The following is a 13121-nucleotide window of genomic DNA, read 5'->3' as shown; positions in this document are numbered from 1 at the left end:
GGAGACCGGACGATGATCCTGACGGAACAGCAGACCCAGATCCGCGACATGGCGCGCGACTTCGCCCGCGAGCGGCTGGCGCCCGGTGCGGCCGAGCGCGACGCGGAGAGCCGCTTCCCTCGCGAGGAACTGAAGGAGATGGGCGAGCTCGGCTTCCTCGGCATGCTCGTGCCCGAAGCCTATGGCGGCTCGGAGACGGGGACCATCGCCTATGCCGTGGCGCTGGAAGAGATCGCTGCCGGGGATGGCCCCTGCTCGACCATAATGAGCGTGCACAGTTCCGTCGGCTGCGTGCCGATCCTGAAATATGGCAGTGAGGAACAGAAGCAGCGCTTCCTGCCGAAGCTGGCATCCGGCGAATGGATCGGCGGCTTTGCGCTGACCGAGCCGCAGGCCGGCTCCGACGCATCGAACCTGAAGAGCCGCGCCCGCCGCGACGGCGATCACTATGTCATCGACGGTGCCAAGCAGTTCATCACCTCGGGCAAGAACGGCAATGTCATCATCGTCTTCGCCGTCACCGATCCCGATGCGGGCAAGAAGGGCATCACCGCCTTCATCGTGCCGACCGATACGCCCGGTTACGAGGTCGTGCGCGTGGAACAGAAGCTTGGCCTGCACGCCTCCGATACCTGCCAGATCGCCTTCAGCAACATGCGCATCTCCGCCGATCACCGGCTTGGTGCGGAAGGTGAGGGCTACAGGATTGCCCTGTCGAACCTCGAAGGCGGACGTATCGGCATTGCCGCGCAGTCCGTCGGCATGGCGCGCGCGGCATTCGAGGCGGCGCGCGACTATGCCCGCGAGCGCATGGCTTTCGGCTCGCCGATCATCGACCACCAGGCCGTGGCCTTCCGGCTCGCCGACATGGCGACGCAGATCGAGGTGGCGCGCCAGATGGTGCTGCATGCGGCGCAGTTGAAGGAGGAGGGCCAGCCCTGCCTCACGGAAGCATCGATGGCCAAGCTGTTCGCCTCGGAAATGGCCGAGAAAGTCTGTTCCGATGCGATCCAGATCCATGGTGGTTATGGCTACATGGCGGATTATCCGGTCGAGCGCATCTACCGCGATGTCCGCATCTGCCAGATCTACGAGGGAACGAGCGACGTCCAGCGCATCGTCATTGCGCGCAATTTGTAAGTTTGTGGCCGGCCTTCCGCGAGGAGTAGCGGATGGGCGGCCGACAAGGGAGGAATGACAGGACATGAACGAGGTTCCGCATCTGAGCCTGCACGTCCCGGAGCCGGCAGTCCGGCCGGGCGGCCAGCCGGATTTCTCCACCGTCAAGATCGCCAAGGCCGGCGCGGTGCCGCGGCCGGCGGTGGATGTGGCGCCGGAGGAGATCCGTGATCTCGCCTATTCCATCATCCGCGTTCTCAATCGCGACGGCGAGGCGGTCGGCCCATGGGCGGGGCTGCTCTCCGACGAGGACCTGCTGACGGGGCTGCGCAACATGATGAAATTGCGTGCCTTCGATGCCCGCATGCTGATGGCGCAGCGGCAGGGGAAGACCTCCTTCTACATGCAGCATCTCGGCGAGGAGGCGGTCAGCTCCGCCTTCCGCAAGGCGCTGAACAAGGGCGACATGAACTTCCCGACCTATCGGCAGGCAGGGTTGCTGATCGCCGACGACTATCCGATGGTCGAGATGATGAACCAGATCTACTCGAACGAGGCGGATCCCTTGCGTGGCCGGCAGCTGCCGATCATGTATTCGTCGAAGGCGCACGGCTTCTTCACGATCTCCGGTAATCTCGCCACGCAATATGTCCAGGCCGTCGGCTGGGCCATGGCGTCGGCCATCAAGAACGACACGAAGATTGCTGCCGCCTGGATCGGCGATGGCTCGACCGCCGAATCCGACTTCCATTCGGCGCTCGTCTTCGCCTCGACCTACAAGGCGCCGGTCATCCTCAACATCGTCAACAATCAGTGGGCTATCTCCACATTTCAAGGCATTGCCCGCGGTGGCTCCGGCACCTTCGCCGCGCGCGGTCTTGGTTTCGGCATCCCGGCGCTGCGCGTCGACGGCAACGATTACCTGGCAGTCTTTGCAGTTGCCAAATGGGCAGCGGATCGCGCCCGGCAAAACCTCGGCCCGACGCTGATCGAATACGTCACCTATCGCGTCGGGGCGCACTCGACCTCCGACGATCCCAGTGCCTACAGGCCCAAGACCGAATCCGAAGCCTGGCCGCTCGGCGACCCGGTACTGCGGCTGAAGAAGCACCTGATCGTGCGCGGCGTCTGGTCGGAGGAGCGTCATGTCCAGGCCGAAGCGGAAATCCTCGACGAGGTGATCCAGGCGCAGAAACAGGCCGAAAGCCATGGCACGCTGCATGCCGGCGGCAAGCCGTCCGTGCGTGACATTTTCGAGGGCGTCTATGCGGACATGCCCGCCCATATCCGCCGCCAGCGGCAGAAGGCAGGGTTTTGACATGGCAAGAATGACGATGATCGAGGCCGTGCGCAGCGCCATGGACGTCTCGATGGGGCGCGACGACGACGTCGTCGTCTTCGGCGAGGACGTCGGCTATTTCGGCGGCGTTTTCCGCGCAACCCAGGGGCTTCAGGCCAAGTATGGCAAGACCCGCTGCTTCGACGCGCCGATCAACGAATCCGGCATTCTCGGCACGGCGATCGGCATGGCGGCCTACGGCCTGAGGCCCTGCGTCGAAATTCAGTTCGCCGACTACATGTACCCGGCCTATGACCAGATCACCCAGGAGGCGGCGCGCATACGCTACCGCTCCAACGGCGATTTCACCTGCCCGATCGTCGTTCGCATGCCGACCGGCGGCGGCATCTTCGGCGGCCAGACACACAGCCAGAGCCCCGAGGCGCTGTTCACTCATGTCTGCGGCTTGAAGGTCGTCGTTCCCTCCAACCCCTACGACGCCAAGGGCCTGCTGATCGCGGCAATCGAGGATCCGGATCCGGTGATGTTCCTAGAACCCAAGCGGCTCTACAACGGCCCCTTCGACGGCCATCACGAGAAGCCGGTGACGCCCTGGTCGAAACACGATCTCGGCGAGGTGCCGGAGGGGCATTATACGATCGCGATCGGCAAGGCGGAAATCCGCCGGGCGGGCAGTGCGGTCACCGTCATCGCCTATGGCACGATGGTGCATGTGGCGCTTGCTGCGGCCGAGGAAACGGGGATCGATGCCGAGGTTATCGACCTGCGCAGCCTCCTGCCGCTCGATCTCGACACCATCGTCCAATCGGTGAAGAAGACCGGCCGTTGTGTCGTCGTGCATGAGGCGACGCTCACCTCCGGCTTCGGCGGTGAAGTCGTTTCGCTGGTTCAGGAACACTGCTTCTACCATCTCGAGGCGCCGATGGTGCGCGTGACCGGCTGGGATACGCCCTATCCGCATGCGCAGGAATGGGACTATTTCCCTGGCCCCGCCCGCGTCGGCCGGGCGCTCAAAGAAGTGATGGAGGGCTGAGGATGGGCGAGTTCGTCATCAAGATGCCCGATGTGGGCGAAGGTGTTGCCGAGGCCGAGCTGGTCGAATGGCACGTCAAGCCGGGCGACCCGGTGCGCGAGGACATGGTGCTCGCCGCCGTGATGACCGACAAGGCGACGGTGGAGATTCCCTCCCCGGTCGATGGCGTCGTGCTGTGGCTCGGTGCCGAAATCGGCGATATTGTCGCCGTCAAGGCACCGCTTCTGCGCATCGAAATCGCGGGAGAGGGCGGGACTGCGGCCGAAGAGCCCTTGCCTGCGGCGACAGAGGCGCTTGCGAAGGCCGAACCGGTTCTGAACAAGCCTGTCGAAGCGAAGCCGATAGCCGAAGCAAAAGCTGTCGAGCCGGAAAAGCCGGCCGGGCGTCGTGCCATCCGTGAACCGGTGGAGCGGCCGCTGGCGTCGCCTGCCGTCCGGTTGCGGGCGCAGGAGGCCGGTGTCGATCTGCGCCAGGTGTCGGCCACGGGCCCGGCGGGCCGCATCACCCATGACGACCTCGACCAGTTTGTTGCACGCGGTGCGCAGCCTGTAGCCGTGCCGGCCGGCCTTGCCCGCAAGACCGCCACGGAAGAAATCAAGGTCACGGGCCTGCGCCGCCGCATCGCGGAAAAAATGCGGCTTGCAAGCTCGCGCATTCCCCACATCACCTATGTCGAGGAGGTGGATGTCACCGATCTCGAGGACCTGCGCGCGACGATGAATGCCGGCCGCAAGCCCGACCAGCCGAAACTCACCATCCTGCCGTTCCTGATGCGGGCGCTGGTCAAGACGCTTGGCGAACAGCCGGGTGTCAACGCCACCTTCGACGACGATGCCGGTATCGTCACCCGCTACAGTGCCGTGCATATCGGTATCGCCACGCAGACGCCGTCCGGCCTGATGGTGCCGGTGGTGCGCCATGCGGAGGCCCGGTCGATCTGGGACAGCGCCGCCGAACTCACGCGCCTCTCCGATGCCGCTCGCAACGGCACTGCCGCACGCGAAGAACTGTCCGGCTCCACGATCACCATCACCTCGCTCGGTGCACTCGGCGGCATCGTCACGACGCCGATCATCAACCACCCGGAAGTGGCGATCGTCGGCGTCAACAAGATCCTGATGCGGCCTGTCTGGGATGGCACCCAGTTCATCCCGCGCAAGATCATGAACCTGTCGTCGAGCTTCGACCACCGGATCGTCGACGGCTGGGACGCGGCGGTTTTCATCCAGCGGATCAAGGCGCTCATCGAAACCCCCGCACTGATCTTCATCGAAGGCTGATGACATGAAAGAGATCGTCTGCAAGCTTCTCGTCATCGGTGCCGGCCCGGGCGGATACATCTGCGCCATCCGCGCCGGCCAGCTCGGCGTCGATACGGTGATCGTCGAAATGACGAAGGCTGGTGGTACCTGCCTGAACGTCGGCTGCATCCCCTCCAAGGCGCTGATCCATGCCGCCGAAGAGTTCGACAAGGTCCGTCACATGACGAGCCCCAACGCGCTCGGGATCACGGTCGAGGCACCGAAACTCGACCTTGCCCAGACAATCCGCTGGAAGGACGGCATTGTCGGCCGGCTGAACAGCGGCGTGCTTGGCCTGCTGCGCAAGGCCAAGGTCAAGATCGTGCACGGGCGGGCGCGGTTCCGCGATGGCAAGACCGTCGAGGTCGAGACCGAGACCGGAACTCAGGTCATTCGTGCCGAAACGGTGGTGATCGCGACCGGCTCCGAACCGGTCGCGCTGCCGTCGCTGCCCTTCGGCGGCGCGGTCCTCTCGTCCACCGAGGCGTTGTCGCTTGCAAGCGTTCCCGAAACGCTCGCCGTCGTGGGCGGCGGCTATATCGGTCTGGAACTCGGTGCCGCCTTTGCCAAGATGGGTGCACAGGTGACGGTGGTCGAGGCGCTGGCACAGATCCTGCCGCAGTACGACGCCGAACTCGTCAAGCCGGTCGCCAAACGCCTGAACGAACTTGGCGTGCGTGTCGTGACCGGCGCAAAGGCGAAGGCGTACTCCGGAGAGGCGCTGGTGATCGAGACTGCCTCTGGCAAGGAGGAGCGGATTGCTGCGGACAAGGTACTCGTCACCATCGGGCGCAAGCCGCGTACCGAAGGGTGGGGCCTTGAAGAACTCGACCTTGATCGCGTCGGCCGCTTCATCCGCATCGATGAGCGCTGCCGAACCTCCATGCGCGGTGTCTACGCGATCGGTGATGTTACCGGCGAGCCGATGCTGGCGCACCGCGCCATGGCACAGGGTGAAATGGTGGCGGAAATCGTCGCCGGCCGCAAACGCGCCTGGGACAAGCGGGCCATCCCCGCCGTCTGCTTTACCGATCCCGAGATCGTCTCCGCGGGCGTATCCCCCGACGAGGCCCGTGCCCAGGGTTATGAGGTCCGCGTCGGCCTCTTTCCCCTCAATGCCAATGGACGCGCCATGACGACCCAGTCGGAAGATGGTTTCGTGCGCGCCGTGGCGCGTGCGGACACGAACCTCGTGCTTGGCCTGCAGGCAGTCGGTGCCGGGGTTTCCGAACTCTCCAGCGCCTTCTCGTTGGCGCTCGAAATGGGGGCGCGGCTGGAAGACATCGCCGGCACCATCCATGCTCATCCGACCCGCAGCGAAGGCCTGCAGGAAGCCGCATTGAAAGCCCTTGGCCATGCCCTCCACATCTGACGCCGCAAAGCCGTTCGACGCTGCTCCCCAGCCGCAGACCCTCACCGGCCGCACCGGCGCGCTTGGGCGGATCCGGCTCAATCGGCCGAAGGCGCTCAACAGCCTGACCCTCTCGATGGTCCGCGATATCGAGAAAGCGCTGGACGTGTTCGAAGCTGATCCTGACGTCGCCGCTATGCTCATCTCCGGAGAGGGCGAGCGTGGGTTGTGCGCCGGCGGCGATATCCGAATGATCTACGACGGCGGCAAGGCCGGCTCGCAAGAGCCCGTCGATTTCTGGCGCGAGGAGTACCGCATGAACGCGCGCCTTCGCCGGCTCGAAAAACCCTATATTGCCTTCATGGACGGCATCGTCATGGGTGGCGGTGTCGGGGTTTCGATCTATGGCAGCCACCGCGTCGTCACAGAGCGGACGCGCTTCGCCATGCCCGAGACCGGTATCGGCTTTTTCCCGGATGTCGGTGCCTCGTGGTTCCTCACGCGCCAGCAGAATGAACTTGGTACCTACGCCGCCCTGACCGGCGAACAGCTGACGGCCGGTGACGCGATCGCCTTCGGTCTCGCCGACGGCTACATCCCTTCCGATAGGTTGCCGGCATTGGCCGAAGAACTGTCCCGCCTGCCGGCATCCGCCTCGAGGGCCGACGTCTCGGCAACGATTGGCGCCTTTGCGGATCCGCCGCCACCGGCGCTGATGGCAGCACAGCAGCCGCTGATCGATCGCCTTTTTGCCTTCGACACGGTCGAGGAAATCCTGGAGGCGCTCGCGCAGGATGGATCGAGCTTTGCGGAAAGGACGCTCGGCGTCTTGCGGACGAAGTCGCCGCTCAGCCTGAAGGTAACATTGCGCCTGCTTCGCCTCGGGCGTCGAGAAAGCGCGCTTGAGGCGTGCCTGGAGCGGGAGTTCGCCGCCACGGCGGCCGTGCTTCGCAGCCATGATTTCTATGAAGGCGTACGGGCCGCAGTTGTCGACAAGGATCGCAATCCGCAGTGGCGGCCGGCGCAATTGGACGACGTCACAGAGCAGGATATCGCTGCCTTCTTCGAGCCATCGGCAAAGCCGCTGTTTGCCGAGGAAGCAGGGAAAGGAGAACGGACATGAACGCCATCGCATTCATCGGTCTCGGCCATATGGGTGGCCCCATGGCTGCCAATCTTGCCAAAGCCGGCCATGCTGTACGCGGTTTCGACCTGTCGCCGGCCTCGCTCGAACTCGCCCGGGCGAACGGCATTTCGACCATGGCGTCGGTCACGGAGGCGGTTTCCGGCGCCGATCTCGTGATCACCATGCTGCCGGCCGGCGCGCATGTGCTTGCGGTCTGGCAGGAACTGGTCGCCATCGTGCCTTCGGGCACGCTGCTCATCGATTGCTCCACCATCGACATGGACAGTGCCCGCAAGGCCCACGCGCTGGCTGAGGCGCATGGTTGTCCCGCGCTCGATGCGCCCGTCTCCGGCGGCACGGGTGGCGCTTCGGCCGGAACACTGACCTTCATGGTGGGGGGCGATACGGCGGTCTTTGCTGGCGCAAGGCTGGTTTTCGAGGCGATGGGCAAGAAGATCATCCATTGCGGCGATGCATCCGCCGGCCAGGCGGCAAAGATCTGCAACAACATGATCCTCGGCATCAGCATGATCGCCGTGGGCGAGGCCTTCGTGCTCGGCGAACGGCTTGGCCTGTCGCATCAGGCGCTGTTCGACGTTGCCTCCGTCTCGTCGGGCCAGTGCTGGTCGCTGACCACCTATTGCCCGGTGCCCGGCCCCGTCCCGACCTCGCCGGCCAACCGCGATTACATACCCGGTTTCGCCGCGGCGCTGATGCTGAAGGACCTGAAGCTTTCGCAGGCGGCGGCAGAAGAGACAGGTGCCATGACGCCACTCGGCGCGAAGGCCGCGCTGCTCTACCAGCTCTTTTCCGACGAGGGATTTGGCGCGCAGGATTTTTCCAGCATCATCAATATGTTGCGGGGCAAGTCGATGGCCGCCTCCGAGTAGCTGAAAAGGGGCTTCGGTGGAGAAACCGATCAGCGTCAAGCGGATGACCGCGCCGTCATCCGCGGCCGTCGCGGACCAGGCGGCCAAGCTTCTAGCCGCGCTGAACCGTCAGGAAAATAGCGACAATCAAGAGCAGGAAGAGCCCTGCCGCGGCCGCCGCTATGCCCAGGAGCGCAAACCACGTCCGCACATTGTGCAGGCTTGGCCTTTGGCCATCGGTATTCTTCGTGCCGAGAAACGTCAAAGCGCCAAGGACGACCGGCGTCCCTCCGCCAACGATCATCGCCATGGAACCTTCCGGAGCGGTGGTTCGCCAGATCACACCGAACAGGTAGATGCCGGCAATCGTTCCGACGATCAGAGAGGCAAGAAGGAGAAGAATGCGCATTGTGTGCCCTTCGCTAGGACAGAAATCGTAGGCGGATTCCCCACCGGTCGCTCGGCCGTTCGCCATTGATGTCAATGATTTCCACGGAATTCGTTTCAGCCGCGACACGGTAGGGTGATATGGCGGACCGGCCCTGTTAACGAGTGATATCGCGACGAGTTGCCACGGGGGGACGAGGTGTCCGAACGAATTCACTGTTTTGAGATCCCCAAAGACGTCTGGTACGCGGCTATATCTGCATTGCGGGACGAGGGATGGCGTGTCGAAACGGGTGGCGGCCTTGACCACAGTTGGGCGGTGCTTGAGCGGGACGGCATGCGCATCGAGATGGAATACGATATCTGGATGGAAGGCGAGATGGTTGTCGCCGCAGCAGATGTAGCGAAATTGAAAGCCTGTTTTCCAGCACCCCTTCTCGCGAAACTAGGGCTGTTTTGACCGACGGGTCCATCTCGATTTAACCCAAGGGTTCACCCTCACTTCAGTACAATGCTGTCCATGCCAAGTGGGTGGTGCCAGTGGCTTCTGGCCGACCCGCAAAGACAAGGCTATTTTTCGCAGTTTTACTAGAACGTTCCAATTTCTATGCCGAAGCGGATGCTTCGCCCATACTTACCGCCAAGAAATGGCGAATTACCACAGATAACTTCATGATGATCAAATGAGCAAGTGGTCTCGGGCGGCTTGATTTATTGGAACGTTCCAATTATAGCTTCGAAACAGGATGCCGCTGCCTGCGTGATGGGAGGATCCTCGCGCGGTTCCGGGCAGTCCTAATCACGTCACCGTCCGGTTTCAGGTCCGGTGCGGTGCGTCAGGGAGCGCAAAACCTGGGGAGGAAACGTTCACATGCAGAAACAGGTCAGAACGGGGCTGCTGCGCGCAGCCGCGATGGGTTTTGCCGTGCTTTTTCCGGCCTTGATCGCCCGGGCCGAGCCGAGCGTCGAGGTCATGCATTTCTGGACAGCGGGCGGTGAGGCGGCCGCGCTTGCCGAGGTCAAGAAGAAGGTCGAGGCGGAGGGCGTGAGCTGGATCGATGCGCCGATCGCCGGTGGTGGTGGCGACCAGGCAAAGACGGCGTTGCAGGCGCGCATCTCCTCCGGCAATCCGCCGGCCGCCATGCTGATGCTGGGCTACAACATCATCGATTGGGCGAAGGCCGGCATGCTCGCCGATCTCAAGGACATCGCGGAAGCGGGGAAATGGGACGAGGCGCTGCCGGAGGCGGTAAAGGCTTTCACGAAGGTCGATGGCCGCTGGGTTTCGGCGCCGACCAATATTCACCGCGTCAACATGGTCTGGGGATCGAAGGCTGCCTTCGACAAGATCGGTGCCACCCCTCCGACGAGCTGGGAAGAGTTCAATGCGCTGGCGCCCAAATTCTGGGAAGCCGGCATCGTGCCGCTCGCCCATGGCGGCCAGCCCTGGCAGGACGTGACGCTGTTCGATAGCGTGGCGCTCGGCATTGGCGGGCCGGACTTCTACCACAAAGCGTTCGTCGACCTCGACGATGCCACGCTGCGCGGCGAGACGATGGTGAAGGTCTTCGACCAGATGCGGCTGTTGCGCGGCATGGTCGACGACAATTTCTCCGGTCGCGACTGGAACCTCGCGACCGCCATGGTGATCGAGAACAAGGCGGCCATGCAGATCATGGGCGACTGGTCGAAGGGCGAGTTCACCAATGCAGGCAAGAAGGCGCAGACTGACTTCCTCTGCTTTGCCGCGCCCGGAACCGGCAATGACTTCGTGTTCCTGGTCAACTCCTTCTCGATGTTCGAGCAACCCGACGCCGATGCGAAGAAGGCGCAGGCGATTCTCGCCAACGCGATCATGGACCCGCAGGTGCAGCTCAAGTTCAACATCGCGAAGGGGTCGATCCCCGCGGTTTCCAACGCTCCGACCGATGGTCTCGACAGCTGCGCACTCAAGAATGTCGCTGACCTTGCGGCATCCTCGAAGAGCGGCACTGCAATGCCGACCGTGGCGTACACCCACGCTGCCAACGCCTCGGTGACGGCCGCTATCACAGACGTGGTGACGCGCCATTTCAACTCGGACCTTGCTTCCGCGGATGCCGCCGCCGAACTGGCCGACGCCGTCGCCGCCGCTCGTTGAGGAAAGGTAAGCAAAGTGCCGGGGCGGTTACCCCGGCACCTTTTGTTTCATAGACCGGCGGCAACTCGAAACCTGTTGTGTGCTCGGCGTACCGTTGTCTTTGATCGGCGTACCGTTGTCTTTGAATTGAGAGCTTTGGCTCAAACATGGCGGCCTGGTTGCGACCTCCCGTCGATGGCAGCGCCACTGGTTCACTCCCCAGCCTGTCGGGTAACCTTCCAGCGGAGTGCGATCAAAGCCCAGAGGTCGTTGACGAGGCGGAGGTGCCCGGTCCCACGTCATCGGGTACGGGCAATCCGGCCTTGCGGATCCCGGAAACCAGACGTGTCTGGTCGATGGGTCGGATATTCCTCAGCGTAAGTTCAGCGGTGAGGTTGGGCAGAAAGTCCGGCCGCATCCGCACGAAGATCTCGCCCTCTCGGCGGGCTTCCTCGTCCATGCCCGCTTCTGCATAGATGACCGCGGCGACGATGTGAAAGAGCGGGAATTTTTGCAGATCCGCCTGCTTGATCTCGGCGACGGCGGTCGGATAGTCGCCCAGCATATAGGCGGAGAGGCCACGGGTTCCATGATAGTAGCCGGCGGCGCCGGGATTGAGCGCGAGCGCCCGGTCAAGAAGTGTCGCGCCGCGTCGCCATTGCCCGCCTATGGCCAGGCGCGTCCCGAACTCCCCCATAAGCTCGGTATCGTTGGGGTTTGTAGCAAGCGCCTGCTCCCCGAAGCGCATCGACTCAGCGAACTGCCGGTTGAAGAATAACGCCATCATCAGCGCCTGAAGACCGCGGGTATTGCTCGGATCAAGCTGGGTTGCCCGCCGCGCCGCCTGGAGTGCCCGCTCCACGGGCGTCGGCGTGCCGGCCCTCGGGTTGAACCGGAAACGCTCTTCGTCGACATAGGTGATCGACAGCATTGCCCAGGCGGTCGCGTAACCCGGATACAGGGCCACGGCATTCTCAAGACATTCTCTCACTTCGGCATGACGCTCGACGCTGAGTTCCGAGCGATAGTCATAGAAGTCCAGCGTACATTTGTAGGCGCTGAGATCATCGGGCGGCGCCGCGGCGACATCTGCGCGGGCCATGATGCCGTAGGGTTGCGCGACGGCGGTGGCAACCTTGTTTGCAATGTCGGTCTGAATGGCAAACAGGTCGCGTGACTGCAGATCATCGTCGTAGTCCTGCGCCCACAGGATTGCGCCGTCCGACGTGTCGAGAAGCCGCACGGTCACGCGAATGCGGTGGCCCGAGGCCCGCACACCACCCGCGAGCAGATAGCCCGCACCAAGCTCCGTGCGGACCTGTGATACATCGACATCCGGCGAGAGCGATTTCGACGTCTCTCGACCAAACACGTTTATCTCCTTGAAACGCGGAAGCGCCGTCAGGAGCTCTTCCGTTATCCCCTGCGCATAAAGGGCGGCGTTCGGACCCTCTCCGAGATTGGCGAAGGGCGCGACTACGAGCGTGGGTCCATCGGCCTCCAACGCGGTTCCGGCCTGGAAAAACGATACCGAACCGGGCCGATCGACTATCCAGTAGGCGAGTGCCATGACGGCGATAACCGCCATGAGGCCCGCGATCAGACCGCTGCTGTAACGCCACCTCGCAACGGTCGCGGGCTGTATCGCATCCGGCGCCGCTACGGGCTCGGCTTCTCCCGTCAGCGGGGTGTTCCAGCGAAAGACGGGCACGTAGCCGCCTTTGGGAACGTCTATCCTGAGCGGGTCGCGCTGGCCGGCCACCAGATAATAACGCTCGAGGGCCCGCCGCAGGCGTGCCGCCTCTATGCGCACGACGGGATCGTCCTGCGTGAAGCTCTCATCCCGCTTGAACACTTCGATCGCGAGCGAATAGCCCTTGATGCGCTGGGCGCGGCCCGCCAGTGTCTCCTCGACGATATAAGTCAGGAAGGTCGCTCCGCGCCCGGCACTGTGGAACTCCGGGCTTGAAACGATGCGTTCGACCTGGGCGCGAACATCCTCGTCGCTCGGGGTCTGCCGAGCCGGCGTAGCCACGTCAGTGCTTGGCTCCGATATACCTTGTTTTCCACTGGCCTCTCCCGGCGCATCAGCGTCGCTGGGAGACAGCACCGAGAAGGTGGGGACATAGCTTCCTTTGGGGACTGTGATGAAAACGTCTTCCGCCGTCGGCGCCATTAGGTAATACCGTTCGAGAGCGCGGCGCAGATGGCTGGCGGCGATGCGCACGATCGGATCGTTTTGCGGGTCGAAGGCACTGTCCCGGCCGAATACTCCCACGGCAATCGTATAGGCCTTTATCCGATTGCCCCGCCCGGCCAGCGTTTCTTCGATGATGTATTCAAGGAACCGGCGTTCGCGATCGGTTGCATCAAAATCAGGGCTCCGCAGGATACGGGCAAGTTGGGCGCGGCATCTGTCATCGCTGGAAAGCGGCGTGCCCGCTCTGAATGCGGCAGGATAAGTCACGGCAACCCCCCGATTGCATAGACCGCTGTCTCTGGTTCCAGAGGCACCG

General features: G+C 63.4%; 11 protein-coding genes. 10 read left to right on the top strand and 1 reads right to left on the bottom strand.

The features are described 5' to 3' along the window. The first annotated feature begins 12 nt into the window (after positions 1–12). The 10 genes from BSY16_RS29350 to BSY16_RS29305 all read left to right on the top strand — a co-directional run bounded on the left by BSY16_RS29350 (position 13) and on the right by BSY16_RS29305 (position 10626). Entirely contained in the window at positions 13–1140 is a 1128-nt protein-coding gene (locus BSY16_RS29350) for an acyl-CoA dehydrogenase family protein (RefSeq protein ID WP_069063279.1), read from the top strand. Between the two features lie 64 nt (positions 1141–1204). Beyond that, complete coding sequence (locus BSY16_RS29345; protein ID WP_069063278.1) at positions 1205–2437, top strand: 3-methyl-2-oxobutanoate dehydrogenase (2-methylpropanoyl-transferring) subunit alpha; 1233 nt, start codon at positions 1205–1207, stop codon at positions 2435–2437. A 1-nt stretch (position 2438) separates the two neighbouring features. Next, complete coding sequence (locus BSY16_RS29340; protein ID WP_069063277.1) at positions 2439–3452, top strand: alpha-ketoacid dehydrogenase subunit beta; 1014 nt, start codon at positions 2439–2441, stop codon at positions 3450–3452. 2 nt (positions 3453–3454) lie between these two features. Beyond that, a complete protein-coding gene (locus BSY16_RS29335) occupies positions 3455–4732 on the top strand; it encodes a dihydrolipoamide acetyltransferase family protein (protein ID WP_069063276.1) in 1278 nt (425 codons plus the stop codon). Between the two features lie 4 nt (positions 4733–4736). After that, complete coding sequence (lpdA, locus tag BSY16_RS29330) at positions 4737–6125, top strand: dihydrolipoyl dehydrogenase (RefSeq protein ID WP_069063275.1); 1389 nt, start codon at positions 4737–4739, stop codon at positions 6123–6125. After that, positions 6109–7227, top strand: coding sequence for an enoyl-CoA hydratase/isomerase family protein (locus tag BSY16_RS29325; RefSeq protein ID WP_069063274.1), 1119 nt, complete (start codon positions 6109–6111; stop codon positions 7225–7227). The genes lpdA and BSY16_RS29325 overlap by 17 nt, the downstream gene beginning before the upstream one ends. Then, positions 7224–8120: a 3-hydroxyisobutyrate dehydrogenase gene (gene mmsB / locus BSY16_RS29320; RefSeq protein WP_069063273.1), complete on the top strand. Its 897-nt coding sequence runs from the start codon at positions 7224–7226 to the stop codon at positions 8118–8120. The genes BSY16_RS29325 and mmsB overlap by 4 nt, the downstream gene beginning before the upstream one ends. 16 nt (positions 8121–8136) lie before the next feature. Beyond that, the gene (locus tag BSY16_RS32205) at positions 8137–8577 is read left to right on the top strand and encodes a hypothetical protein (protein ID WP_150130178.1); all 441 of its coding nucleotides are present in this window, start codon (positions 8137–8139) and stop codon (positions 8575–8577) included. Positions 8578–8685: 108 nt separating this feature from the next. Then, positions 8686–8946, top strand: a complete 261-nt coding sequence (locus tag BSY16_RS29310) for a hypothetical protein (RefSeq protein WP_150130177.1) — start codon at positions 8686–8688, stop codon at positions 8944–8946. A gap of 411 nt (positions 8947–9357) precedes the next feature. Further along, entirely contained in the window at positions 9358–10626 is a 1269-nt protein-coding gene (locus BSY16_RS29305) for an ABC transporter substrate-binding protein (RefSeq protein ID WP_069063270.1), read from the top strand. A 232-nt stretch (positions 10627–10858) separates the two neighbouring features. On the opposite strand, the gene BSY16_RS29300 is transcribed toward BSY16_RS29305, so the two are convergent. Continuing rightward, a complete protein-coding gene (locus tag BSY16_RS29300) occupies positions 10859–13072 on the bottom strand; it encodes an adenylate cyclase (protein ID WP_069063269.1) in 2214 nt (737 codons plus the stop codon). Between the last annotated feature and the right edge of the window lie 49 nt (positions 13073–13121).

Origin of the sequence: Sinorhizobium sp. RAC02 (assembly GCF_001713395.1) — a bacterium.
Classification (GTDB): Bacteria; Pseudomonadota; Alphaproteobacteria; order Rhizobiales; family Rhizobiaceae; genus Shinella.
The sequence above is the reverse complement of the archived record's forward strand: the minus strand, read 5'-3'. Positions and strand labels throughout refer to the sequence as shown.